Annotated in this window: 22 protein-coding genes; 12 read left to right on the top strand and 10 right to left on the bottom strand. The window is 65.3% G+C overall.

Annotated features, from left to right (window positions below; genetic code table 11):
* Window positions 1-10: 10 nt before the first annotated feature.
* The 3 genes from I8J34_RS19665 to ppsR form a co-directional block, all read right to left on the bottom strand.
* Window positions 11-1147 carry an ABC transporter substrate-binding protein gene (locus tag I8J34_RS19665; RefSeq protein ID WP_214363339.1) on the bottom strand — a complete coding sequence of 379 codons (1137 nt, stop codon included), beginning with the start codon at window positions 1145-1147 and terminating at the stop codon, window positions 11-13.
* 119 nt (window positions 1148-1266) lie between these two features.
* Window positions 1267-2436, bottom strand: coding sequence for a DUF2863 family protein (locus tag I8J34_RS19660; RefSeq protein ID WP_214363338.1), 1170 nt, complete (start codon window positions 2434-2436; stop codon window positions 1267-1269).
* 80 nt (window positions 2437-2516) lie between these two features.
* Window positions 2517-3347, bottom strand: coding sequence for a posphoenolpyruvate synthetase regulatory kinase/phosphorylase PpsR (gene ppsR, locus I8J34_RS19655; RefSeq protein ID WP_214363337.1), 831 nt, complete (start codon window positions 3345-3347; stop codon window positions 2517-2519).
* Window positions 3348-3456: 109 nt separating this feature from the next.
* On the opposite strand from ppsR, the gene ppsA reads away from it, so the two are divergent.
* From ppsA to I8J34_RS19625, 6 genes are all read left to right on the top strand, one after another.
* Window positions 3457-5823: a phosphoenolpyruvate synthase gene (gene ppsA / locus I8J34_RS19650; RefSeq protein ID WP_214363336.1), complete on the top strand. Its 2367-nt coding sequence runs from the start codon at window positions 3457-3459 to the stop codon at window positions 5821-5823.
* A 218-nt stretch (window positions 5824-6041) separates the two neighbouring features.
* Window positions 6042-6971, top strand: a complete 930-nt coding sequence (locus I8J34_RS19645) for a M23 family metallopeptidase (RefSeq protein WP_214363335.1) — start codon at window positions 6042-6044, stop codon at window positions 6969-6971.
* A gap of 17 nt (window positions 6972-6988) precedes the next feature.
* Entirely contained in the window at window positions 6989-7342 is a 354-nt protein-coding gene (locus I8J34_RS19640; protein ID WP_214363334.1) for a hypothetical protein, read from the top strand.
* A gap of 78 nt (window positions 7343-7420) precedes the next feature.
* On the top strand, window positions 7421-7867 hold the full coding sequence (locus I8J34_RS19635) for a bactofilin family protein (RefSeq protein ID WP_214363333.1): 447 nt from the start codon (window positions 7421-7423) through the stop codon (window positions 7865-7867).
* Window positions 7868-7900: 33 nt separating this feature from the next.
* The gene (locus tag I8J34_RS19630; protein WP_214363332.1) at window positions 7901-8356 is read left to right on the top strand and encodes an NfeD family protein; all 456 of its coding nucleotides are present in this window, start codon (window positions 7901-7903) and stop codon (window positions 8354-8356) included.
* Between the two features lie 9 nt (window positions 8357-8365).
* Complete coding sequence (locus I8J34_RS19625) at window positions 8366-9223, top strand: SPFH domain-containing protein (protein WP_214363331.1); 858 nt, start codon at window positions 8366-8368, stop codon at window positions 9221-9223.
* A 48-nt stretch (window positions 9224-9271) separates the two neighbouring features.
* Here I8J34_RS19625 and I8J34_RS19620 read toward each other — a convergent pair whose 3' ends face one another.
* Genes I8J34_RS19620 through I8J34_RS19600 form a run of 5 tightly spaced genes read right to left on the bottom strand, consistent with a single transcriptional unit; the run spans window position 9272 to window position 15018 of the window.
* Window positions 9272-10726 (bottom strand): ArnT family glycosyltransferase, encoded by a 1455-nt coding sequence (locus I8J34_RS19620; RefSeq protein WP_214363330.1) that lies wholly within the window; start codon window positions 10724-10726, stop codon window positions 9272-9274.
* The gene (locus I8J34_RS19615) at window positions 10723-12270 is read right to left on the bottom strand and encodes an ArnT family glycosyltransferase (protein WP_214363329.1); all 1548 of its coding nucleotides are present in this window, start codon (window positions 12268-12270) and stop codon (window positions 10723-10725) included. The genes I8J34_RS19620 and I8J34_RS19615 overlap by 4 nt, the downstream gene beginning before the upstream one ends.
* Entirely contained in the window at window positions 12267-13319 is a 1053-nt protein-coding gene (locus I8J34_RS19610; protein WP_214363328.1) for a glycosyltransferase family 2 protein, read from the bottom strand. Before I8J34_RS19610 ends, I8J34_RS19615 begins: the two co-directional genes overlap by 4 nt.
* Complete coding sequence (locus I8J34_RS19605) at window positions 13316-14233, bottom strand: lysylphosphatidylglycerol synthase transmembrane domain-containing protein (protein WP_214363327.1); 918 nt, start codon at window positions 14231-14233, stop codon at window positions 13316-13318. Before I8J34_RS19605 ends, I8J34_RS19610 begins: the two co-directional genes overlap by 4 nt.
* Window positions 14230-15018, bottom strand: a complete 789-nt coding sequence (locus I8J34_RS19600) for a phosphatase PAP2 family protein (protein ID WP_214363326.1) — start codon at window positions 15016-15018, stop codon at window positions 14230-14232. Before I8J34_RS19600 ends, I8J34_RS19605 begins: the two co-directional genes overlap by 4 nt.
* Before the next feature lie 203 nt (window positions 15019-15221).
* Between I8J34_RS19600 and purL the strand changes: the two genes are divergently transcribed.
* The 4 genes from purL to I8J34_RS19580 all read left to right on the top strand — a co-directional run bounded on the left by purL (window position 15222) and on the right by I8J34_RS19580 (window position 21480).
* Window positions 15222-19148 carry a phosphoribosylformylglycinamidine synthase gene (purL, locus tag I8J34_RS19595; RefSeq protein WP_214363325.1) on the top strand — a complete coding sequence of 1309 codons (3927 nt, stop codon included), beginning with the start codon at window positions 15222-15224 and terminating at the stop codon, window positions 19146-19148.
* A 322-nt stretch (window positions 19149-19470) separates the two neighbouring features.
* A complete protein-coding gene (locus tag I8J34_RS19590; RefSeq protein WP_214363324.1) occupies window positions 19471-20331 on the top strand; it encodes a PEP-CTERM sorting domain-containing protein in 861 nt (286 codons plus the stop codon).
* Window positions 20332-20644: 313 nt separating this feature from the next.
* Window positions 20645-20986, top strand: a complete 342-nt coding sequence (locus I8J34_RS19585; protein ID WP_214363323.1) for a hypothetical protein — start codon at window positions 20645-20647, stop codon at window positions 20984-20986.
* Between the two features lie 65 nt (window positions 20987-21051).
* A complete protein-coding gene (locus I8J34_RS19580; protein ID WP_230411924.1) occupies window positions 21052-21480 on the top strand; it encodes a hypothetical protein in 429 nt (142 codons plus the stop codon).
* Between the two features lie 98 nt (window positions 21481-21578).
* Here I8J34_RS19580 and I8J34_RS19575 read toward each other — a convergent pair whose 3' ends face one another.
* A complete protein-coding gene (locus I8J34_RS19575; protein ID WP_214363322.1) occupies window positions 21579-21944 on the bottom strand; it encodes a hypothetical protein in 366 nt (121 codons plus the stop codon).
* A gap of 7 nt (window positions 21945-21951) precedes the next feature.
* On the opposite strand from I8J34_RS19575, the gene I8J34_RS19570 reads away from it, so the two are divergent.
* Window positions 21952-22257 carry an enolase C-terminal domain-like protein gene (locus tag I8J34_RS19570; protein WP_214363321.1) on the top strand — a complete coding sequence of 102 codons (306 nt, stop codon included), beginning with the start codon at window positions 21952-21954 and terminating at the stop codon, window positions 22255-22257.
* Here the strand turns inward: I8J34_RS19570 and I8J34_RS19565 are convergent.
* Window positions 22254-22661, bottom strand: a complete 408-nt coding sequence (locus I8J34_RS19565; RefSeq protein ID WP_214363320.1) for a VOC family protein — start codon at window positions 22659-22661, stop codon at window positions 22254-22256. The genes I8J34_RS19570 and I8J34_RS19565 overlap by 4 nt on opposite strands.
* Before the next feature lie 802 nt (window positions 22662-23463).
* On the opposite strand from I8J34_RS19565, the gene I8J34_RS19560 reads away from it, so the two are divergent.
* The gene (locus I8J34_RS19560; protein ID WP_214363319.1) at window positions 23464-23700 is read left to right on the top strand and encodes a hypothetical protein; all 237 of its coding nucleotides are present in this window, start codon (window positions 23464-23466) and stop codon (window positions 23698-23700) included.
* Window positions 23701-23824: the final 124 nt, after the last annotated feature.

The following is a 23824-nucleotide window of genomic DNA, read 5'->3' as shown; positions in this document are numbered from 1 at the left end:
CCGGGCCGGGTCAGCGCAGCAGGTTTCCGGCGCGATTGAGAATCGAGATGTCGGTGTAGTCGGCGCCGTCATGATTGTCGGGCGAATAGCGGATGGTGACGCCGCCGGCATCATAGGTGCCCAGCTCGTTGAGCGCGGCCAGGATGCGCGGCCGTGTCGGTTCGCCGGCACGGCGGATGCCTTCGACCAGCACCTTCGCCATCAGATAGCCTTCGAGGATGGTGTGGTCCGGGCCTTCCTTGGCGCCGATGCGCTTGAGGTCTTCGGCCAGATCCCGGGCGATGGGGATGGCCTGGGATTCGGGTTTGGGCACCACCTGGACGATGCCCAGTCCATGCGCCACCGTGTTGCCGATCTTCTCGGCGACCTGGGGGCCGGCGGTGACCGACACCGCGATCATCATGGCGAAGCTGCCGGCTTCGCGCATACCCTTAACGAAGGCGGCACTGGCTGCGGTGTTGGACACCATGATGATGCCGTTGGGGTCGGTGGCATGAATCGCCTTGACCGCCTCGGCCACCTCGGTCGTGCCTTTCGGGTAGGTGCCGACCACCACCAGATCCATGCCGGAAGCTGCCAGCGCCTTCTTGGCGGCGGCCAAGCCGTCCTCGCCGAAGGGGTCGTCCTGGTGGAATACCGCGACGCGCTTGAGTCCCATGCTCTGCATCTGGCGGACGATGGTGTCGACCTCGGCAGCATAGCTCGCGCGGGTATGGAAAATATGCGAGGGCACCGGTGTGCGCAGGATGCCGGCCCCGGAGCGGACGCCCACCAGCGGGATCCCCGCCTTTTCGAGCAGGCCTTTCTTCAGCACGGCGGCCACGTTGCCGGTGCCGACCAGGCCAACCAGTGCGACCGGTTGTTCCTTGTCGATCAGCTCGGCTGTCTTGGCGAGCGTTTCGTCGACCTTGTAGCCGTCATCGCGCGTGACCAGCTTGAGCCGGTTGCCGCGCACGCCGCCCGTGGCATTGACGCGCCCGAAATACGCCTGGATGCCCAGGTTCACGCCCTTGCCGGTAGGGGCCAGCGTACCGCTGAACGGGGCGACCTGACCGATGATGATGTCGGCCGCCTGGGTGGCCAGCGGCGCTGCCAACAAGGTCAGGCCGAGCCCTAGCGCGTTCAGGGTGCGTTGTATTTTTTTCATGGGATGTGCCGCTCCGTCTCTGATGTGGAAACACCCGGACGTTATCGACCGCGGCCGCCCCAAACTTGAGACTGTCTGGCCCGGCGGCGCCTGAGCGGCCACCACCACCGGGCATGCCCTCAGTGCAAGTGCCGCGGCATCGGGTCGGAGGGCGTTTCCGGCAGTTCGGCGTGCACCGCCTCGCCGTCGGGGGAGGGATACAGCGGTGCGCCGCAGTCATCGCAATATTCCATCGGAAAGCGATGGTCGAGAGAGACGATGTCGGTGACGCCGCACTCGCGCAGCGTCGCTTCGATCTGCGCGAGCACGTCGGCGCCGTCGTCCTCCGCACCGAGCAGCGGCCAGACGATGCCATGGACCACCTGCTCGCCCTCCTTGAGGGTCAGGCCGATGCGGAATTCCTCGAGCTGGGTATCGTGAAACGGGGCGATGACCGCGCGCAGGTGGCTGGCCGGTGCCTCGAGCGCAGTGCCCAGGAAGGCCACCGATGCACGCACGGCGTAGGCGCGGCTCTCGCGGTCGGCGCGTCGGGAGGCGGCGAAGTAGGCGTCCGGCAGCACTACTTCGACGGCACACCCCGGCAGTAACGGCACCAGGCAGGCGCCGCCCTGATTGCGCCACTGGGTCAGCGCATGCTCCCGGTCGCCGCCGTTTTCTTGCCAGCGGAACATCGGCTTGCCACGCGCGACGGCAACGGCGAACAACAGGTAGCGGGTGTCGGACAGGAACTGGGTGGTCTCGGCGAGCGAGCCGGCATCGATCTCGAGATCCTGATCGAGCCGCGCCGCCTGGCCGATGTCTTCGGCGAAGCGGGCCGTGTTGCAGTAGCCGACCGGCAGCTGGTCGGGGCTGAACAGGCAGTTGGCGACGGACAACCGCACCCCGTCGGCCAGCACATGGGCTTGCAGGTGCACCCGCAGGTTGGCCAGCACGGCCGAGGACAGCGCCGGCGCCGGAATGCGGTAGCGCGACCATGACAGCATGGGCGCGGCGATCAGCAGCACATCTTCGTCGTCGCGTTTGCGGCCGGCGTTCTCGGCCCGCGACTCGACGAAATCGGCCAGTTCGTCGTAGGCCGTCAGGCTGCTGGCGTAGAGCTGGTCGAGCGCGATATTGATGGTGTCTTCGTCACCCTCGTCGAGCAATTGGTCGATCTGCTCGGTGAGGCGGACCTCCCAGAAGCGATCTTCGGCACGGCTGCCGGATTCGGCCAGGCCGTTCGCCAGCCAGACGAGGCGCTCGGCGTCGGGGCCGAGACCGCTGCGGCGTTTGGTACGTGGACGTTTCATGAGTGCTTGCCCTGGAAGTTGAACGGGGACCCGAAAGTGAGCACGCCCGCGAAGAAGGGGCGCCATTCTACACGCGTCGCTCAGTAACCCCGTTTGTTCAGATGAACGTCCTGCATGATCTTGGTGGCGATCTCTTCGATCGAGCGGGCGGTCGAATCGAGCCATGGAATGCGCTCGCGCTCCATCAGGCGCTTGGCCGCGTCGATCTCGAAGTGGCAGTTTTCGAGCGAGGCATAGACGCTCTCGGGGCGGCGCTCCTGGCGGATCTGCGACAGGCGCTCGGCGCTGATGGTCAGCCCGAACAGCTTGCGGCGGTGCTTGTGCAGCTCGGACGGCAGCTTGTTGCGCTCGAAGTCTTCGGGAATCAACGGGTAGTTGGCCGCCTTGACGCCGAACTGCATGGCCAGGTACAGGCTGGTGGGCGTCTTGCCCGAACGCGACACGCCCACCAGGATGACGTCGGCGATGTCGAGCTCGGCATGCGACACGCCGTCGTCATGCGCCAGCGCGAAGTTGATGGCCTCGATGCGGTTCTTGTAGTCGAGGCTGTCGGCAATGCCGTGAAAGCGTCCGACCGTATGCGTGGAGCGCTGCCCCAGTTCCATCTCGAGCGGCTCGATGAAACGCTCGAAAAGATCGAGAAAGAGCGCGTCGGCATTGCGCAGCCCGGCCACCAGCTCGGGCTCGACCAGCGAATTGAAGACGATCGGGCGCGCGCCGTCGCCACGGCCGGCTTCACGGATGCGGGCCGCGCAGTCGCGCGCCTTTTCGATGGAGTCGACAAAGGGGACGCGGACCTGTTTGAAGCGCATCTCGGGGAACTGCGCGAGCAGGCTGTGGCCCAGCGTCTCGGCCGTGATGCCGGTGCCGTCGGAGATAAAAAAAACGGTGCGTGTGGAGAGTTCGGTCATGGGATGCGCTATGGTTTCACGTTTCGGGTATACCCAACTTTGCGGCAAAGCAACAATTGCTTGTAAACTCCGCCTTTCGAGTTTTTCTGACTCCTTCTGGAAGAGCCCCATGAGCCGTTACGTTATCCCGTTTGAAGAGCTACGTATGTCGGACGTCGACCAGGTCGGCGGCAAGAACGCCTCACTCGGAGAGATGATCAGCCAATTGCCCGCCAGTGTACGTGTTCCTGGCGGCTTCGCAACGACGGCAGATGCCTATCGCGAGTTTCTCGCCCACCAGGGACTGGCCGACCGGATCAACGCCGCGCTCGACGCGCTGGATGTGGACGATGTCGATGCGCTGGTCAAGACCGGTGCCGAGATCCGCCAGTGGATCGTCGATCTGCCGTTCCCGGCCAAACTCGAAGACGCGATCAAGGCGGCCTACGTCAAGATCACCGCCGAAGGCGAGGGCAGCTTTGCCGTGCGCTCCTCGGCCACCGCCGAAGACCTGCCCGACGCCTCCTTCGCCGGCCAGCAGGAAACCTTCCTGAACATCCACGGCTACGAAAACATCCTGCATGCCATCAAGGAGGTGTTCGCCTCCCTGTACAACGACCGTGCCATTGCCTACCGCGTGCACAAGGGCTTCGCCCATGCCGACGTGGCCTTGTCCGCCGGCGTGCAGCGCATGGTGCGCTCCGATACCGGCGCCTCGGGCGTGATGTTCTCGCTCGACACCGAATCGGGTTTCAAAGAGGTGGTGTTCATCACCGCCTCGTACGGCCTGGGCGAAACCGTGGTGCAGGGCGCGGTGAACCCGGACGAATTCTATGTGCACAAGGCCACGCTGGCGCAGGGCCGCCCTGCGGTGGTGCGCCGTAACCTCGGCTCCAAGCTGATCAAGATGGTGTTCACCGACAAGTCCGTCGCGGGCAAATCGGTGCAGACGCTGGACGTGCCCGAAGCCGACCGCAACCGCTTCTCGCTGACCGACGCCGACGTGCTCGAACTGGCGCGCTACGCGGTGATCATCGAGCAGCACTACGGCCGCCCGATGGACATCGAGTGGGGCAAGGACGGCGTGGACGGCAAGCTGTACATCCTGCAGGCACGCCCGGAGACGGTGAAGAGCCAGCAGTCCGGCCACGTGATGGAGAAGTACCGCCTCAAGCAGTACGGCAAGTCGCTGACCCATGGCCGCGCCATCGGCCAGCGCATCGGCGTCGGTCCGGTGCGCGTCATCCAGGATGCGGCCGAGATGAACCGCGTTCAGCCCGGCGACGTGCTGGTCACCGACATGACCGATCCCAACTGGGAGCCGGTGATGAAGCGCGCCAGCGCGATCGTCACCAACCGCGGCGGGCGGACCTGCCACGCGGCCATCATCGCGCGCGAACTGGGCATCCCGGCCATCGTCGGCTGCGGCAACGCCACCGAACTGCTGCATGAGGGCGATTCGGTCACGGTCTCCTGCGCCGAAGGCGACACCGGCTATGTGTACCGCGGCAAGCTCGACTTCGAAGTCATCACCACCGACACCGGCAACCTGCCGGAGATTCCGGTCAAGGTCATGATGAACGTCGGCAACCCGGAGCTGGCCTTCGAGTTCGCCCAGATCCCGAACGAAGGCGTCGGCTTGGCGCGCCTGGAATTCGTCATCAACAACATGATCGGCATCCACCCCAAGGCGATTCTGGAACTGGATCAAGTGCCGGCCAATCTGCGCAACGAGATCCTGCGCCGTTCGCGCGGCTATGAGAGCCCGCGCGAGTTCTTCGTCGAGAAGCTGGTCGAGGGTGTCGCCGTAATCGCCGCCGCCTTTTATCCGAAGCCGGTGATCGTGCGTCTGTCCGACTTCAAGTCGAACGAATACCGCAAGCTGCTCGGCGGCGAGATCTACGAGCCGGAAGAAGAGAACCCGATGCTGGGCTTCCGCGGCGCCTCGCGCTACATCGCCCACAGCTTCCGTGACTGCTTCGAGCTCGAATGCATCGCCATGAAGCGGGTGCGTGACGTGCTCGGGCTGACCAACGTCCAATTGATGGTGCCCTTCGTGCGCAACATCGAAGAGGCGCGCGGCGTGGTCGACCTGCTGGCCGAACACGGGCTGGAACGCGGCTTCAACGATCTCAAGCTGATCATGATGTGCGAGATCCCGTCCAACGCGCTGTTGGCCGAGCAGTTCCTGGAAGTATTCGACGGCTTCTCGATCGGCTCCAACGACCTGACCCAGCTCACGCTCGGCCTGGATCGGGACTCCGGGCTGGTCGCCCATGCCTTCGACGAACGCGATCCGGCCGTCAAGCAACTGCTGTCGATGGCCATCCAGGCAGCGAACCGCCTGGGCAAATATGTCGGGATTTGTGGTCAAGGCCCTTCAGATCACGCCGATTTTGCCGAATGGTTGATGGACGAGGGGATTCAGACCATCTCCTTGAATCCGGATACCGTGGTCGATACCTGGCTGAAGCTGGCGGCTCACCGCAAGAACTGAGGCCTGATCGTACTGCCGTATCCGCCGCGGGGATGACCGAACGAAGGTCGGCCCCGCGACGGTTTGATTGTTGACAAGACAGTGCTAGACTCGCCCGGTTATCGTCGTCAGGCATTGCGCTAGCGCAATCCTGTCGGTTCTTTAGTGTGGGATGATCGCGCCGCTGCTGGCATATGCCATCGGCAGCGAATCAGACAGACTCGACGGAGTGGAAACGAATGGCCTTCGTCATTCTCTCCGCCAAGGCGCTGACCCAGTCCAAGGTCCGCACAGTAAGCGGGCGGACTTTCTTGCTGGGCGTCTCGGCTGCAATACTACTCACGCTGGCTGGCGGTATCTGGCTCGGCATGTCGCTGGTCGAACCGGCGGCACCGATCGTGGTCGCTGCCGTCGATGAAACCGCGACGGCCAACGAGGCCCCGCAGGACAAGTTCGTCATCGATCGGCTCGGCGAGCTGACCGGCCGTCTGTTCCGCCTCGAATCCGACGCCAAGACGCTGGCCAATCGCGTCGGCGTACTCAACGCCTTCGAAAAGCGCCTCAAGGTCGGCACCGCGCCCGGTCAGCCCAAACCCGGACCGGCCGGCGGCCCGATGATCCCGCCGCTCGGCGAGCGCATCATCCACAGCCAATCCTTCAACGTCGATTCGGCCCAGACCGGTCTGGACTTGCTCGAAGAAGAACTCGCCCGCCTTGACCGGGTGCTCGCCTCGATCGACGAACGGGCCTCTCAGCGCAAACTGTCGTACATGATCTTCCCCAGTCGGGCGCCGGTCGGAGAAGGGCACCGCAGTTCGGCCTTCGGCAACCGCTACGACCCCTTCACCGGGCGTCGCGCCTTTCACAGCGGCCAGGACTTCGCGGCGCCTGCCGGCACCCCGATCCGTGCCAGCGCCGGTGGTCAGGTGATTGTCGCGGGCTATCACACCGAGTATGGCAACAAGGTGGAAATCGACCACGGCAATGGCCTGGTGACCCGCTACGCGCATGCCTCCAAACTGTTCGTCAAGGCCGGTGATGTCGTCACGCCGGGGCAGAAGATCGCCACCGTCGGCTCCACCGGTCGTTCGACCGGCCCGCACCTGCACTTCGAGATCCTGGATCGCGGGGAGTTCGTCGATCCGGCGCTCTACCTCGCCGGTTCCTGACAGTCGATCCCGTGGCCTTGTTTCGACGTCACTCGAAAACACGCGACCTGTGCAACGACGCCTTTGTCCTGGCGACTGAAAAGCAGCAGCGCAGAAACTGGACCCCGCTGATTCTGGTGGTGATCCTGGTGGCGGCTGGCTTCGCCGGCAAGGAGTATTTCGAGGCCCAGCTTGCCCCCGCACGGCGGGTGATCGAGCTCGAACGCGAGAACGCGACGTTGCGCGACGAACTCGAACTGCAACGCATGAATCTCAGCGTCGAGCAGGCGACCCGGGCGCAGCTCGAAAAGGAGCTGAGCCAGCGCAGCACCGAGCTCAACCGCCTCAGCGATGAATTGAAGTTCTTCAAGAACGCGCAGAAGAAGCCGTAAATCCATTGATTGGAACCGCGATCATCGTTCGCGGAAGTTGTTGGCGAGGTCTGGCCCAACGTCACAGGAGATTCGCCCATGTTTGGCAAGAAGAAAGCAAAATCGATTGAAATCAACAAGCTCTCCAGTCTGATCGCAGACAACGTTGAAATCGTCGGTGATGTGATTTTCTCCGGGGGCTTGCGTGTCGACGGCCGGATCGAAGGCAATGTCATCAACAAGGGTGATGAGCTCGGCCTGCTTGTGCTCAGCGAGCGCGGGTGCATCGAGGGCAGTGTGCGAACGCATGATGCCGTCATCAACGGCACCATCGTCGGCGATCTGTCGGTCACCCATTTTCTCGAACTTCAACCCAAGGCCCGCGTCACCGGCAACATCAGCTACAGCCAGTTGCAGATGGACTGCGGGGCATCGGTCGAAGGCAAGCTCGAAAAGCTCGAAGACACGGCCGACAGCGGCACCAAGGTGCTGAAATTCGGCAACACGCCGGCGCCTGCGGCGGCGTCCGCCAGCGGCAAAGACTAAGTCACTCACGCAGCACTCACCCGAGAATCCGCAATGGAATGGCTTCCTGCCTGGTGGCACTGGCTGGTGCTGGGTATCGTCCTGATGTTGGCCGAACTGGCGATTCCGGCGTTCTTCATCATCTGGTTCGGGCTCGGCGCGGTGCTGCTCGGCTTGCTGCTCTTGCTGGCGCCCGGCCTGTCCCTGACCACCCAGCTGCTGGCATGGACCCTGGCATCGGTCGCGCTGACGGTCATGTGGTTTCGCGTGTTTCGTACCGACGCCCACAAGACCCGGGTGGGGCAGACCAGCGGCGCGGCGATCGGCGAGATCGGTCTGCTGACCACCCTGGTGGCGCCTTACCAGCCCGGCCAGGTGCGCTTCCAGAAGCCCGTGCTCGGGGCCGAGCAGTGGGAATGCCGGGCCGACGACAACATCGCCGCGGGTGAGCGGGTGCAGGTCGTGTCGGTCGAAGGCAGCTACGTCAAAGTCATCAAACAACAACACTAAGGAAAAAGCATGTCCGACGTCCTGATCGTCATGGTCGCGGTGCTGATCTTCGTGATCATCACCATTGCCAAGGGGGTGCGCATCGTTCCGCAAGGCGAGGAATGGATCGTCGAGCGCCTGGGCAAGTACCACGGCACAATCATCCCCGGCCTCAACATCATCATTCCCTACCTCGACAACGTCGCCTACAAGCTGGTGACCAAGGACCTGATCCTCGATGTCCAGGAGCAGGAAGTCATCACCCGCGACAACGCGGTCATCCTCACCAATGCGGTGGCTTTCGTGAAGGTGACCGACCCGGTCAAGGCGGTCTATGGCGTGACCGACTTCGGCGAAGCCATCCGCAACCTGATCATGACCACGCTACGCTCGATCCTCGGCGAGATGGATCTGGACGAGGCGCTGTCCTCGCGCGACAAGATCAAGGCGCGGCTGCGCGAGAGCATTGCGGACGAAGCGGTCGACTGGGGCCTGACGGTCAAGTCGGTCGAGATCCAGGACATCAACCCGTCGCAGTCGATGCAGAAGGCCATGGAGATGCAGGCGGCCGCCGAGCGCGAGCGCAAGGCCATGGTCACGCGTGCCGAAGGCGAAAAGCAGTCCGCCGTGCTGGAAGCCGAGGCGCGTCTCGAAGCGGCCAAGCGCGATGCCAGTGCCCAGGTGATGCTGGCCGAGGCCTCGGCCGAGGCGGTTCGCCGGGTGGCCAGTGCGGTCGGCGAGAATCCGGTGCCGCTGCAGTTCGTGCTGGGTGAGAAATACATCGCGGCGATGCGGGACCTGAGCCAGTCCGACAACGCCAAGGTGGTGGTGATGCCGGCCGATATCCAGGAGGCCGTCAAGGGCCTGTTCAGCCGAGCCGCGCGCTAAGCCGCAACCAGGCAGGGAAGGACAAGGCGGCCCGCGGGCCGCCTTTGTTCATTCCGGGTAGCCGCGAAAGCCGCTCAGCAGAAACAGGCTGAGGCGCCGCTCGAAGTTGCGATGCACCGGCACCACCACCTCGCCGAGCGGGCTGACCGTCTCGAAATGCGCGGCCACATCGTCGATCTGCCCGGTGCGCGACAGGAACAGCACCGGGCGATTGCGGTAGCGGTTCAGGTCGGTGGTCAGCTGATAATGGTCGGCCACGCCGCCGTCCGGATTCCAGCTGGCGTAGTGAGGCGGCTGGAGTCTGTAGATGACCTGGGCGAGCGTTTCGCGATCCTTGGCCACGACCACGGCGCCGGGATGGGCGGCGACGAAGGGCGCGATCTGGTCGGCCAGCGCAAACCACCCGCGTGCCCGCTTGTAGGGGTCGCTCTTCGCCGTCAGCTCGACGCCGATACCGCGTGCGATGTCCGGCAGGTGATAGACCACCACGCCGAGCACGGCATTGAGCGCCACCGCGCCGATCGCCAGCTTCCAGCGGCCGGCGTCGGCCAAAAAAGCGATGACCAGCACACTGGCGGCGACGAACACCGGAGCAGCCCAATTGCCGTTGGCGCGGCCGGTCAGCGCCTGAAAGGACACCAGCAGCAGGAGCGGCAGCACGAACAGCAGCAGGCGGCGATAGGCTTCGTCATGCCACAGCCGCCGCGTGCGCAAAAAGGCCCACAGCAGGCCCAGCGTCAGCAGCGGGCCGAAGGACAGCCACTGCGCACCGATGAACTCGACAAACTCGCCGGGCGCCAGACCGCGGGATTCCAGGCGCGTGATCTCGGCGGTATGGCGGAAGGTCGGGAAATCGTGATGCGCGTTCCACCACAGGTTGGGCGTGAAGATCAGCACCCCGAGGGCAAAAGCCACCCACGGTTTTGCACCAAGCAACTGGCGCCGCCCGCCGGGTTCGGCGAGCAGGACGAGCAGCGCCGAGCCGGCAAAAGCGATCATGGTGTATTTCGACATCATGCCGAGGCCGAAGGCCGCGCCGACCAGGAGCCAGTGCCGCCAGGCATTGGTTTGGCGGGCCATCACCAGGCCGTAGATGCCGAGCGCCCAGAACAGCAGCAGGGGCGCATCGGTGGAGACGAACAGGCCGAGCGTGGACACCAGTGGCAGGGTCAGGAAGGCCAGCGCCGACCAGAAACCGACGCGTGGGCTGAACATGCGGCAACCGATCGCATTGAGCAGCAGCGCGGTCAGCGGGTAGCACACCAAGGCTGGCAGCTTGAGCGCCAGCAGCGTATGGCCGAGCAAGGCTTCGGCGGCGGCGATCGTGGCGGCGATGACTGGCGGCTTGGAGTAGTACCCCCAGTCGAGCGCCTGCGACCAACCCCAGTAATAGGCCTCATCCACATACGGATCGATGCCCAGATGGCCGATCACCCAGATGCGGTAGCCGGTCACCGCCACCGCGATCAGCGCCAGCCAGCGGAAGGACTGCGCCGCGTTCATGGCGTTTGCCGGCGCAGCAGCACCACGCCGCCTTCGGCGAACACGGTGTCGAAACCGGCCTCGGGGACGCGGTCGATGCGGGTTATGACCAACTCGCCCGGCTCGGGCGCTCGAGACGGAGTCGGCGCCTGCGCATAGACGCTGAAGCTCGGCGCGTCGAAGCGCATCCGCACCGCCGACTCGCCCAGCGCGTGCGCCTTCAGGCCGGCGTCACGCACCGGCCCTTGCAACACCTCGCCGACATAGGGCACCACGGTGCTGGTCAGCACCGCGATCTGCAGGACCGCGGCAACCGCCAGCTTGCGCCAGGTGCCGGTGGTCTTGCTCGTCAGCAGCACCAGCCACAGCACCAGCGCACCGAGGGTGACCGCGTAATAGGGCAGGCCGGCCAGGTCCATGGCGCGCGACAGCTGAGCGCGGTAGAAGGCGTTGCCGGCCTCGCTCTCGGCCAGGAAGCCGAAGATCGCCGGCGCCAGCGCGAACAGCACGAACAGCACGGTCGGCGCAATCGCATGCGCCCAGGTGCGGCCATGGTCGAAGCGGTGCGCGGCGATCAGCAGGAACAGCGGCGTGGCGCCATACAGCGCGTAATGCGGCAACTTGGTACCCGATAGGCTGAAGAAAACCACCACGAACGCCGCCCACACCCACAGGTAGTGCCGCACACCCGTCGCCATGTCCTTGCGGATCTGGCGGCAGGCGGCAAACAGCGGGCCGGTCCAGGGCAGCAGCAGCAGCGGCACGGCGAGCACGTAGTAGAACAGGCTGCCGGCATGGCCTTCTAGCGTGCCGGTAAAGCGCTTGACGTTGTGCTTGAGGATGAAGCCGTCGATGAACTTCTGCCCGTGGATGCCCAGCGCCGCGGCATACCAGGGCACCACCAGCACCACCAGCAGCGCCCAGCCGACCGGGTCGCCGATCGCGCGCAGCCAGGTGCGCCACTGCTGCCGGCTGAGGCAATAGAGGAAGGTCACCGCCACCGGTACGATGATGGCGATCGGCCCCTTGGTCAGCACGCCGAGGCTGATCCACACATAGGTACGCAGCAGCGGCGCACGCCGGCCGGATTCCAGGTGCCGCCAGGCATCGAACAAGGCCAGCGCCAGCCACAGGTTGAGCAGGGCGTCGGCGGTCGCCGCACGGCCGATGGCGAAGGGCCCGATGGCGGTGCTCACCACCAGCAAGGCGGCCAGCGCGGTCTGCGCGCCGAAACGCTCGCGCGCGAACTGCCAGGTGGCGTAGCTCCAGCCGATCGCCGCCAGTGCCGAGGGCAGGCGGAAGGCCCATTCGCTGGGCCCCAGCACCAGATAGGCCAGCGCCTGCAGCCAGTAGATCAGGATCGGCTTGTCGAAGCGATGCTCGCCGTCGAGGTAGGTCGAGAGGAAATCCCCGCGCTCGAACATCTCGCGGGTGGCCTCGGAGAATGCGCCCTCGTCGACATCGAACAGCGGGTAGCTGCCCAGGAAGGCCAGATAGCTGATCAGCGGCAGGAGGAATACCAGCCAACCGACGATCCGCCGCGGCTGTCCGCCAGCTGCTGTCATTCGGCGTGCTCGGCGTGCTGCGCCCAGCCGGCGGCGTCGGACATTTCCTGTGTCGGCCGGGCGAGGTAGGGCTTGGTGATGCCGGATTCGAAATACACCCGGGCAAGCAGCTCGGCCAGCACGCCGGAGGTCACCATCTGGACGCCGGCGATCACCAGGAAGAAGCCGCCGAACAGCAAGGGCCGGGTGCCGATCGACTCGCCCAGGAAGATCTTGATCGCCGCCATATAGGCCAGGATCAGCCCGCCGACGCCGCCCAGCGCGATGCCGATGCCGCCGAAGAAGTGCCCCGGCCGGGTGCGGTAGCGCATGAAAAAGTACACGAACACCAGGTCGAGCACCACGCGGAAGGTGCGCGAGATACCGTACTTCGACTGCCCGAACACCCGCGGGTGGTGCGCCACCACTTCCTGTGCGATGCGCTTGGGTGTGGTGACGGTGGCCAGCCAGGCCGGGATGAAGCGGTGCATTTCGCCGTACAGGCGCACGTTCTTGATCGCACTGGCGCGGAAGATCTTGAGGCTGCAGCCGTAATCCTTGAGCTGCACGCCGGTCAGGCGGGCGATCAGGCGGTTGGCGATGCGCGACGGAATCTTGCGCAGCCACAGGCCGTCTTGCCGGTCCTTGCGCCAGCCGGCGACCAGGTCGAGGTCTTCGGTGAGCAGGCGGCCGACCATGCGCGGGATGTCGATCGGATCGTTCTGCAGGTCGCCGTCCATGGTGGCGATCACCGTGCCGCGGGCGGCGTCGAGGCCGGCCTGCATGGCAGCGGTCTGCTTGAAGTTGCGCACCAACACGACCACGCGCACATGCGGGCCGAATTTCTTGGCGCAGCGCTCCAGCTCCATCGGCGTGGCGTCGGAGCTGCCGTCATCGACCAGCACCACTTCCCACGGCCAGGGATAGGGCCCCAGCGCCAGATGGATGCGCTCGAGCAGCGGTTCGACGTTTTCCGCCTCGTTGTACATCGGCACCACCACCGACAGGCGGTGCTTGGGCAGGTTGTCGGGGATGCGCGGCTCAGCGTGCGGCAACGGAGAAGTGTTCATTGACGATCAATGCCTTGTTTTGGGGCGGATGGCATGCCCAGGCCGGCCAACCAGGCAAGGGCGCCGGCACCGCAGGAGCATGCAATGACAAAAAGATGCAGGGCCAGGGCCACCTGCAGTCCGGTTTCAAAATCGATGCCGTTGGGCAGCAGCGCCGCCGCCGCCCCGGCTTCATAGGTGCCAAAACCGGCCACGCCTTGGACCGGAAGGATGGCCGCCAGTTCGGCGCCCAGCGCGCCGGCAGCGCCGACCACGATCGATGCGCTCAGCAGCACCGACAGCAGCCATGCCTGGGCCGCCAGTTTGACCGACCAGTTGGCGATCGTCCATAGCCAGCCGAAGCGGGCATGGCGGGTCGAGTTGGCGAAGGCGTTGCGCAGTCGGCCGAGGCGGGCCTGCCACGGGCTGCCTTCGTGCCAGGCATGCGCGCGGCGCGCCCAGCGCGGCAGACCAAAGGCGGTGATTACGACCGCCAGCATGCCGGCCGCGCGCAGCCAGGCCGGCAAGCCCGGCCAGATGCCCAGCGCCAGCGCCATCACCACGAAGGCGTCCTGCAGGCGAAACCACACCAGCGAGGCCACGGCGCGCCCCAGCGGCGTGCCGAAATTGCGCGCCAGCAGGATCGGAAACGCCGCCTCGCCGCCGCGAAAGGGGACGACATTCACCATGGCGTTGTGGATCAGCACGATGCGCAGGCAGGCCCCGAAACGGCCGCTGGCGTCATGGCGGAATTCGTCCCACACGCGCAGGGCGCGCAGCAGATAGCTGAGCCCGAAACCGGCTGCGGCGATGGCCAGCGAGCCGATCGGCGTCTCGCGGATCAGGGCGCCGAGGGCAGACCATTGCCCGGCCGAGACGAACCATGCCAGCAGGGCCAGCGTCACAAGGACGGCGAAGATGCGCTTGACGCTCATGGGCGTGCGGCCGGCAAACGTTGGAGGGCCCGCCCCAGGGCCACCAGCCCGGCCAGGCCGAGCGCGGTTGACCAAAGCTGCGCTTGCGGATAGCCGGTGACGACGAACACCCGCGCCAGGCACACCACGATGCCGGCCGCCACCAGCGCCAGCAGGGCACGGCGCGAGCGCCACAGCGGCCAACGGCTGGCCAGCCCGGCGCCGATCGTGCCGCACAGCCAGCCCACGGCGGCGCCGGCCAGCACATCACCCGGCCAGTGCGCGCCCACGGCAATGCGCGACAGGCCGACCAGTGCGCCGGCCAGCAACAACAGGATGGCCGGCAGGGCGCGGCGGCAGGCCGGCGTGGTCAGGATCCACGCAGCGATCAAGGTAAATGCGGTGGCCGTGTGGCCGGAGGGAAAGCTGTGGCCCGACAGCGTGACGCCGATCTGTTGCAGGCTGTCGGTGGCGAGCACATCCTGCGGGCGCGGCTCATCGAGCAGATATTTCAGACCCCGCACCATAATGATGCCGGCCGGCCAGGACAAGACCGCGGCGAACACCGCGCGCGGCGCTACATTGAGGCAGAGCGCCAGCACTGCCCCCGCCGACAGGACGCTGGCCGTATCGGTCACCGATGCCCAAAAGCCGCCGGGCAGGGCGCTCGACCATTGGTTGAGCGTGACGAAACCCGCCATGTTCCCATCGCCGAGCAGGGTGGCGAGCGCCGCCAGGCCGAGCACCAGCGGTGGCGCAAGGCACCAGCCGATGGGGAGCGAAGCGCTGGCCGGGTGAGGGGTCATGAAGGAGGCGCGGTAACAAAAAGCGGATTCTATCAGCCTCAGCGCGCTGGGCGACGCTCGCGCACCGCAACGCCCGGGCGTCTCGATGGCGCAATCGGCGCCCGTGCCGGTGCGCTGGCTCAGGTATAATTCCGCCTTCGTTTTTTGCCGGCCGCCGCCCATGGGCGCACCGCACACATCCTCTGCCTGTCCCCGTCGATCACATGACTGAAATCCTTACTCTCCGCGGCGCATCGGCGCTATCGGCCCCCCGCCTGGCCCGCCTTGGCGAAACGCTTGGCCGCACGATCCCGCGTTTTCACGGCGTCTATGCCGAGTTTCAGTATTTCATCGAGCTGAGCGCTCCGCTCGATGAGGTCGCCATGGGCCGGCTCACCGATCTGCTCGGCGCCCACCCCGGCCTCGACGCCCCCACCGAGGGCGAGCTGCTGCTGGTGACGCCGCGGCTGGGCACCATCTCGCCCTGGTCGTCCAAGGCCACCGACATCGCCCGTCAGTGCGGCTTCGACGCCGTGGTGCGCATCGAGCGCGGCATCGCCTACACGGTGCGGGCCAAGGGCGGCCTGGGGGCGATGCGCGCCGCGATACTGCCGCTGATTCACGACCGCATGACCGAATCGGTGCTCGACAGCATGGAAGCGGCCGAGGCGCTGTTCCATCACTACAGCCCGCAGCCGCTGACCACGGTCGACGTGGTCGGCGCCGGTCGTGGTGCGCTCGAGGCAGCCAACCGCGAACTGGGCCTGGCGCTGTCGGACGATGAAATCGACTATCTGGTGGACAACTTCACCCGTGTCGGCCGCAACCCGACCGATGTCGAGCTGATGATGTTCGCGCAGGCCAACTCCGAGCACTGCCGCCACAAGATCTTCAACGCCGACTGGGTGATCGACGGCCGGCCCGAAGAGAAAACCCTGTTCGGCATGATCCGCGAGACCCACAAGGCGCAGCCCGAGGGCACCGTGGTGGCCTACTCGGACAACGCCTCGGTGATCGAAGGCGCCACGGTCGATGCGCTCTATCCGAACGCCGACGGCCAATGGCGCTTTTGCACCGAAACGCAGCACATCCTCGCCAAGGTCGAGACCCACAACCACCCGACGGCGATCTCGCCCTTCCCGGGCGCGGCCACCGGCGCCGGCGGCGAGATCCGCGACGAGGGCGCCACCGGGCGCGGCTCGCGGCCCAAGGCCGGCCTGGCCGGCTTCTCGGTGTCCAACCTCGCGATCCCCGGCTTCGAGCAGCCGTGGGAGACGCCCTACGGCCGGCCCGAGCGTATCGCCTCGGCGCTCGACATCATGATCGAAGGTCCGATCGGCGCTGCCGCCTTCAACAACGAATTCGGCCGTCCCAACCTGGCCGGCTATTTCCGCACCTTCGAGCAGGAAGTGCAGGGCGAGGTACGCGGCTATCACAAGCCGATCATGATCGCCGGCGGCCTGGGCAACATCCAGGCCGAGCAGTCCTTCAAGGAACAGTTCGCCCCCGGCACGCTGATGATCCAGCTCGGCGGCCCGGGCATGCTCATCGGCCTCGGCGGCGGTGCGGCCTCCAGCATGGCCACCGGCACCAACGCGGCCGATCTCGACTTTGCCTCGGTGCAGCGCGGCAACCCCGAGATCCAGCGCCGTTGCCAGGAAGTGATCGACCGCTGCTGGCAGCAGGGCGAAGCCAACCCGATTTTGTCGATCCATGACGTCGGCGCCGGCGGCCTGTCCAACGCCATGCCCGAGCTGGCCGACTCGGCTGGCCTCGGCGCCAGATTCGAGCTGCGCGAAATCCATATCGAAGAGCCGGGCATGAGCCCGCGCGAGATCTGGAGCAACGAGTCGCAAGAGCGCTACGTGCTGGCCATCGCCCCCGAATCGCTCGACGCCTTCCGCGCCCTCTGCGAGCGCGAGCGCTGCCCCTTCGCGGTGGTCGGCGTGGCCACCGACGATGGCCAGCTCACCGTGACCGACCGCCAGTTCGACAACAAGCCGGTCGATATGGCCATGTCGGTGCTGCTCGGCAAGCCGCCCAAAATGACACGCAACGTGTCGCGCCGCGCCGTGTTCCTGCCGCCCTTCGACCTCACCGACCTGACGCTCGACGACGCCTGCCGCCGCGTGCTGCGCATGCCGGCCGTGGCCTCCAAGAACTTCCTCATCACCATCGGCGACCGCAGCGTGGGCGGCCTCACCGCACGCGACCAGATGGTCGGCCCGTGGCAGGTGCCGGTCGCCGACGTCGCCGTCACCTCGATGAGCTTCCATGGCGACAAGGGCGAGGCCTTCGCCATGGGCGAGCGCACCGCGGTCGCCTGCCTCGACGCCCCGGCCAGTGGCCGCATGGCGGTGGGCGAGGCGATCACCAACGTGGCCGCCGCCGACATCGCCGACATCAAGCAGATCAAGCTCTCCGCCAACTGGATGGCCGCCGCCGGCCACCGCGGCGAAGATGCGCGCCTGTTCGACACCGTTACCGCCGTCTCGCAGTTCTGCCAGCGCGCTGGCCTGTCGATCCCGGTCGGCAAGGATTCGCTGTCGATGAAGACCGCCTGGCAGGAGGAGGGCAACGACAAACAGGTGGTCTCGCCGTTGTCGCTCATCGTCACCGCCTTCGCCCCGGTGCAGGACGTGCGCCGCACGCTCACGCCGCAGCTCCAGCAACTCGCGCATGAAGACACCGAGCTGGTCCTCATCGACCTGGGCAACAACCGCAACCGCCTCGGCGGCTCCGCGCTGGCGCAGGCCTACAACAGCGTCGGCGAGCACGCGCCGGATGTCGACCCCGAGCAGCTCAAGCAATTCTTCGCGCTCATCCAGCGTTTCCGCCAGGACGACCTGCTGCTCGCCTACCACGACCGCAGCGACGGCGGCCTGTGGGCCACGCTGTGCGAAATGGCCTTCGCCTCGCACTGCGGCCTGTCGCTGGTGCTCGACACCGTCTGCTACGACGAGTGGATGAACGATGTCGACGGCCTCGACAAGAAGCCCGACACCCTCAAGGGCCGCTTCCATGACAAGCTCCTCGGCGGGCTGTTCGCCGAAGAACTCGGCGCCGTGGTGCAGATCCGCCGCAGCGACCGCGCCCGCATCACCGAGCCGCTGCGTGCCGCCGGGCTGGCCTACCACTTCATCGGCGAGCCCAACGACAAGGACGAGATCCGCGTCTGGCGCAACGCCAAGCTGCTGTTCCAGGCGCCGCGCATCGAACTGCAGCAGGCCTGGACCGAAACCAGCTACCAGATCGCTCGCCTGCGCGACGACGCCACCTGCGCCCAGGAAGAGTTCGACGCCATCGCCGACGCCACCGACCCCGGCCTGAGCGTGCGCCTCACCTACGATGCCAACGAAGACATCGTCGCCCCGATGATCGCCACCGGCGCTCGCCCACGCATCGCAGTGCTGCGCGAGCAGGGCGTGAACTCCCATGTCGAAATGGCCGCCGCCTTCACCCGCGCAGGCTTCGAAGCCTTCGACGTGCATATGTCCGACCTGCAGAACGGCCGCTTCGCGCTGGCCGACTTCAAAGGCGTCGCCGCCTGCGGCGGCTTCTCGTACGGCGACGTGCTCGGTGCGGGGCAGGGCTGGGCCAAGTCCATCCTGTTCAACCCCAAGCTGCGCGACGCCTTCGAAGCCTTCTTTGGCCGCGACGATACCTTTGCCCTCGGCGTGTGCAACGGCTGCCAGATGATGTCGCACCTCGCGCCCATCATCCCCGGCGCCGAGCACTGGCCCACCTTCCACCGCAACCGCAGCGAACAGTTCGAGGCCCGCTTCAGCCAGGTCGAGATTCTCGACAACCCGTCGATCTTCTTCGACGGCATGGCCGGCAGCCGCATGCCCATCGTCGTCTCGCATGGCGAAGGCCGGGCAGTGTTCGAGGGCGATGCGCAGGCGTCGGTCATCCGCGCCATCCGCTTCATCGACCACCACGGCGAGGTGGCCGAGCGCTACCCCTTCAACCCCAACGGCTCGCCCGAGGGCATCACCGGTGTCACCACCGCCGACGGCCGCTTCACCATCATGATGCCGCACCCCGAGCGCACCCACCGCAGCACGCAGATGTCGTGGTACCCGGCCGGCAGCGGTGAGGATTCGCCCTGGATGCGTATGTTCCGTAATGCGCGGCACTGGGTAGGGTGACCGGCCGCAGCAGCCCTATGATCGAGAAACGGAGCGCGTTTGGCGCTCCGTTTCTCTTTGGGCAGGCGGAGTGCCGGTATTGCCCGCTGATGGGCCAACGCTATTTGTCGAATTCTTTTACAGTGCATGACAAGTGCGTACCTGTGGAGAATGTCAAACAATTGTTTCTGAATGGAATATGCTTTTGCGGTATGTAATTTGCTTGTTACGATCGCGGTGGATGTCATGTCAGATCCGCACTGTCTGGCGCAGACGGCATTCATCCAACAGCAATTTACGACCCCATTGCGACACCGTCGCCCGATAGCACAAAGGATTTTCCATGAAGACACGTTTGCTCGCGTCAGCCGCCGCCGTGACGATGGCGCTGTCCGCAACACCTGCGCTCGCTTTGCCAGGATTTGACATTGTCATCAATTTTCTAGAAGCCGGCGATACACAGCCGTCGTGGGGCACCGGCACACCGATCAGCTTCTCGACGCAACAAAAGGCCGCCTTCGAAAGCGCCGCCCAGTTCTGGGAGAGCAAGATCACCGGCTACCAGGGCAATATCAGCATTCCCACGTTCACGATCACGGCTGCGTTCGCGCCGGAAGATGGCGAGTACAACTCGCTGGCCTACGCCGGCCCCGACCTCATCCAGACCTCGGGAGGATTTACGCTGCCGACCAGCGGCTTCATGCAGTTCGACTCGCAGGACTGGGGGCCGGGCGACACGCCGTTTACCCGCGGTGAGTTCCTAATGCAGGAGTTCATCGATTCCGTTCAGCACGAAATGGCTCATGCCCTTGGCTTCGGCACCTTGTTCGCCGAGAACGGTGTTCTGTCCGGCAACAACTACATCGGCGCACAGGCCGTGGCCGCGTTCAACCAGGAGTTCGGTCAGAACGTGTCGAGCATCCTGCTCGAAGATGGTGGTGGCCACTGGAGCGAATGCTGGCGCGCCCAGGTCAATGGCGACCCGAATTGCGTCGCTGACCAAAGCCAGCCGAACGCCACGAACGACCTCGAGCTGATGACGCCGTATGCTGTGGCCAATGCGACCTTCAGCAACGCCACGCTGGGGGCCTTCCGTGATATTGGCTACACCACTGTGAGTCCGGTGCCCGAACCCGAAACCTGGCTCATGATGCTCACCGGCCTGGCCGGCCTCGGTATTGCCAAGCGCCGTCGCGCTGCCTGATCGACTGCGTCAGGACCCGGCGCAGGAGGATGCTTCTGCGCCGGCGTGAATCTCACAACCGTTGTTTTGACAGGAGGGTGCTGTGCGAGCGCCGTTGATCTCACGCTGGTTGATCCGATGCTGTGTCGCTGCACTCGTGGCTGGCGGGTTCGGCTTGCGCCACGCTGGCGCCGACCAGATCGGCGATCAGCCCGATCTCGTCCTCGTGTTCGATATCTCGGGCGGCCAGCGCCCCCGAACGGACGGGCCGCTCCTGACGCTGTCTGCCGCTGGCCTTGCCAGTGTTAGAGCGCCGCGCCCTGGCGGAGCCCGCATGGCAGTTCAGCTGTCACGGGCAGAGGCCACTGCCTTGCTCGACACCGTTGTGTCACGGTATGGCGCGCTGGAGATCGACGCGGACGCCATTGACCAGGCGCTGTCGCAGGCCGGCGAGCCCCGGTTGCGGATTGCCGATGCGTCGACCACATCGCTGACACTTGCCATAGACGACCGCCACCATTCGGTGTCGGTCAACGCGCTGCCCCAGCAGGCGGGGCGACATCCCGGGATCGAGCCCCTGCAACGCTTTGCCCAGCTCGCCCGCTATCTGAAATCAAAAGCCAATGCGCTGGCGATGCAGGGCGGCGCCATGGCCACGACGCCGTCGGCGGACTGATCGCGGCTACACGCAGGTGCTGGCGGTTGAAGCCGGCACGCCGGCCGGACATGACAGCCCTGACGATGATGACCTACAACACATGGCTCGTGATGGGTGCCGCGCTCAGCCAGATCGCGGCGGTTTTGCATTTCTCGTGCATCTTCTGGGGAGCGAATGGCTTCCGGCTGCTCGGGGCTGGTGAGCCGATCGTCGCCCTGGCGGCAGTGGGGCACTGGTATCCTCGTCTCGTTGCCTTTGCCGTTGGCGTTCTGCTGAGTGTCTGGGCTCTCTATGCGTTATCGGGCGCAGGGGTGATTTGGCCGCTGCCGTATGTGCGCGGTGTGTTGATCTGCATTACGGCCATCTACCTGATCCGGGCGCTGGCCTTTCCACTGATCCAACCGGCATTTCCCGGCAATAGTGCCGCGTTCTGGGTGGTCTCCTCCACCATTTGCCTGGTGATCGGCCTGGTGCATCTGGTCGGCCTCGTTCAGGTGTGGCAACGGCTGTAGCCGACTCGCCGTTGCCCGGCACCAGATCGTCCCACCGGGCGCCGCGCCAGTGGTGCCCAGTTGCCCCGCGCGCCGCCGTGTTGGCGCCGCACGGTGGGTCAGGCCAGGTTGCGCAGCTCCCACAAGGTGACGGACAGCATCGGCATGTCGGTGCTGGACAAACTCTTGATGTCGGCGAACAGTTGCTGGCTGCGTTCGATCTGGGTGCCGTGCTGGGTCTCCCCGGCCCGCATCGGCTCCTCCGGGTCGGTCAGTTCGATCGACAGGCGCAACGCGTTGGTGGCGAGGTTGCGGGCGTGCAGCGAGAGGCTGTCGCGTAAGGCGGAGCGCAGATCGCGGCCGGTCTCTTCCGCGAGTTCGACGAGGTCGAACGCGGAGTGGAGTTCGTCGAGGCCGGCCACGCAGCGTGCCGGGGCTTGCGGCACACCATTGTCGGTGCAGTGCGGCGAAAACTGGTGGAGCACGCTGTAGATGCGCCATGCCGTCGATGCCTCGGCCTGCGATCTGATAGTGCCGGGTGTGACGAAGATCGGCGGCGTCAGCGGCTGGCTGGAGATGCCGACCGCCGCCTATGGCATCCGGCTGTCACATCATCTGTTCATCGAGGTCAGTACCCACCCGCTGTGTGCCACGCCGACCGCCCAGTGGCAGGAATATGCCGACCCGGTCATCGCCCGGCTGCTGGAGGGGCTCGATGGTCGCGCTGTGCTCGATGAACGCGCAGGTTCCGGCATCGAGTGGAATGAGTCTGCGGTGGCGCGGTACCCGGTGATCTAGGTGTCAGAGGGCAGTGGAGCGTCCTGTGGGATATCTTCGTGCAGGCACAGGTAGTTTCCTTCCGTATCCTTGAACCAGGCCGCCTTCTCGGCGCCCAGCACGCAGACGTGATCGACCGTCTTGAAGTCGGGGAAATCGTAATCCTCGAACACGACGCCCGCCTTTTCCAGCGCGTCGATGCTCGCCACAATGTCCGGCACCTGGAAACTGATCGCGGTGTGCTCGGCCTTGGTGCCTTCCGGCCTCGGAAAGAGCGCTAGCGTGCTGCCCCCAACCCGATAGACGAACTTGCCGTCGGGTCGGAACCCGCCGGGCACCAGTCCGAGACGTTTCTCGTAGAACTCGCGCGCCCGAGCCATGTCGACGACCGGGAGCATCGTCGTAACTGTCGTATTGGCCAGCATATGTAGTAATCCTTTCGCCCAGTGCCGGGCGCTACCAAGTGCCTTGTGGCCGTGATCAAGCTTAGGACGGGAAGCACCGGCAATCCAGTGTTGCGGGCCGAGCGGCGTCCGCGCAGCCCAACCGCGGGCGGCCAAGCGCAATACGCCGGAGCGACCGCGCCGGTATTACCGAGCCGCTGTGTGCCGCCGGGCTGGCCTATTACTTCATCGGCGAACCCAACGACAAGGACGAGATCCGCGTCTGGTGCAACGCCGAGCGCTGTTCAAGGTGCCACGCATCGAGCTGCAGCAGGCCTTGACCGAAGCCAGCAACCAGACCGCCCGCCTGTGCGACGACGCTACCCGCGCCTAGGAAGAGTGCGACGCCATCGCCCCCGGTCTGAGCGTGCGCCTCACCTTCCATCGCAGCTACTGCCGCCGAAGGAGTTGGTGCAGTGCGAAAGCTTCACGAACTCGATCACACCCGGCGTAGCACCGTACTATGCAAAACGCTTGCACCCGGCCGCTGCCCGAATACAATCCCCCACAGTTGCCGCCGCGCCCGGATCCGGATCTGGACCTGGTTCAGCAGCGGACCAACGCCATTGGTGGAGGAGTATCGCCAGTGAATTGATCACCTCGCTCATCAGCCGGTTAATGGATTCATGGCCAGTGCTGTTTGTTGCACTCTACACGGTCAAATACTAATCCGGCTGTTGAGTTGGAACGCACAAAATACTGTGCTGTTAAGTTTCCTCTGCGCTTCCATGTCGAACCCATGAGCCTTGTGGTGCGGATCAGATTGCAGTGGAGTATTTAAAGGATGAGCATGGCAATCAATATACCCACCCAGGTTGAGTTCATTCAGCGCTTGTACCGCGAAGGTCGCATCGGCCTGGATGCGGTCTACGACATTTTCTACAAGACCCGCGGATCGAAAAATTCGGAAGCGTTGCATGCCATTCTACTAAACCACTACGCGGACGGAGAGAGTGGAGAATTGGTCGTATTGGAGCGTGGAAGCGACACCGATGTGGATTTGCTTGACGAGGCCGTTTGAATCGCCCCGGGTTCGGTGGAGGCCGTTTGGTTTAAGTCAGGCCGGGATGGCGGCCTCGCTGGCGAGTTGCCTGTAGTAGTTTGCCTCAGCTTCTGCAGGCGGGATATACCCGATCGGTTCGAGC

The sequence above is a fragment of the Denitromonas iodatirespirans genome (assembly GCF_018524365.1).
Taxonomy (GTDB): domain Bacteria; phylum Pseudomonadota; class Gammaproteobacteria; order Burkholderiales; family Rhodocyclaceae; genus Nitrogeniibacter; species Nitrogeniibacter iodatirespirans.
Note: the sequence above shows the minus strand (reverse complement) of the source record. Positions and strands in the feature narration are given on the sequence as shown.

Coding starts and splice junctions, on each gene's coding strand:
- I8J34_RS19590 (WP_214363324.1), top strand. CDS start 19,471: ATGAAGACACGTTTGCTCGCGTCAGCCGCCGCCGTGACGATGGCGCTG.
- I8J34_RS19570 (WP_214363321.1), top strand. CDS start 21,952: ATGCGCCATGCCGTCGATGCCTCGGCCTGCGATCTGATAGTGCCGGGT.
- I8J34_RS19665 (WP_214363339.1), bottom strand. CDS start 1,147: ATGAAAAAAATACAACGCACCCTGAACGCGCTAGGGCTCGGCCTGACC.
- I8J34_RS19625 (WP_214363331.1), top strand. CDS start 8,366: ATGTCCGACGTCCTGATCGTCATGGTCGCGGTGCTGATCTTCGTGATC.
- I8J34_RS19560 (WP_214363319.1), top strand. CDS start 23,464: ATGAGCATGGCAATCAATATACCCACCCAGGTTGAGTTCATTCAGCGC.
- I8J34_RS19660 (WP_214363338.1), bottom strand. CDS start 2,436: ATGAAACGTCCACGTACCAAACGCCGCAGCGGTCTCGGCCCCGACGCC.
- I8J34_RS19600 (WP_214363326.1), bottom strand. CDS start 15,018: ATGACCCCTCACCCGGCCAGCGCTTCGCTCCCCATCGGCTGGTGCCTT.
- I8J34_RS19620 (WP_214363330.1), bottom strand. CDS start 10,726: ATGAACGCGGCGCAGTCCTTCCGCTGGCTGGCGCTGATCGCGGTGGCG.
- ppsA (WP_214363336.1), top strand. CDS start 3,457: ATGAGCCGTTACGTTATCCCGTTTGAAGAGCTACGTATGTCGGACGTC.
- I8J34_RS19585 (WP_214363323.1), top strand. CDS start 20,645: ATGGCAGTTCAGCTGTCACGGGCAGAGGCCACTGCCTTGCTCGACACC.
- I8J34_RS19615 (WP_214363329.1), bottom strand. CDS start 12,270: ATGACAGCAGCTGGCGGACAGCCGCGGCGGATCGTCGGTTGGCTGGTA.
- I8J34_RS19580 (WP_230411924.1), top strand. CDS start 21,052: ATGATGACCTACAACACATGGCTCGTGATGGGTGCCGCGCTCAGCCAG.
- purL (WP_214363325.1), top strand. CDS start 15,222: ATGACTGAAATCCTTACTCTCCGCGGCGCATCGGCGCTATCGGCCCCC.
- I8J34_RS19630 (WP_214363332.1), top strand. CDS start 7,901: ATGGAATGGCTTCCTGCCTGGTGGCACTGGCTGGTGCTGGGTATCGTC.
- ppsR (WP_214363337.1), bottom strand. CDS start 3,347: ATGACCGAACTCTCCACACGCACCGTTTTTTTTATCTCCGACGGCACC.
- I8J34_RS19610 (WP_214363328.1), bottom strand. CDS start 13,319: ATGAACACTTCTCCGTTGCCGCACGCTGAGCCGCGCATCCCCGACAAC.
- I8J34_RS19635 (WP_214363333.1), top strand. CDS start 7,421: ATGTTTGGCAAGAAGAAAGCAAAATCGATTGAAATCAACAAGCTCTCC.
- I8J34_RS19605 (WP_214363327.1), bottom strand. CDS start 14,233: ATGAGCGTCAAGCGCATCTTCGCCGTCCTTGTGACGCTGGCCCTGCTG.
- I8J34_RS19565 (WP_214363320.1), bottom strand. CDS start 22,661: ATGCTGGCCAATACGACAGTTACGACGATGCTCCCGGTCGTCGACATG.
- I8J34_RS19645 (WP_214363335.1), top strand. CDS start 6,042: ATGGCCTTCGTCATTCTCTCCGCCAAGGCGCTGACCCAGTCCAAGGTC.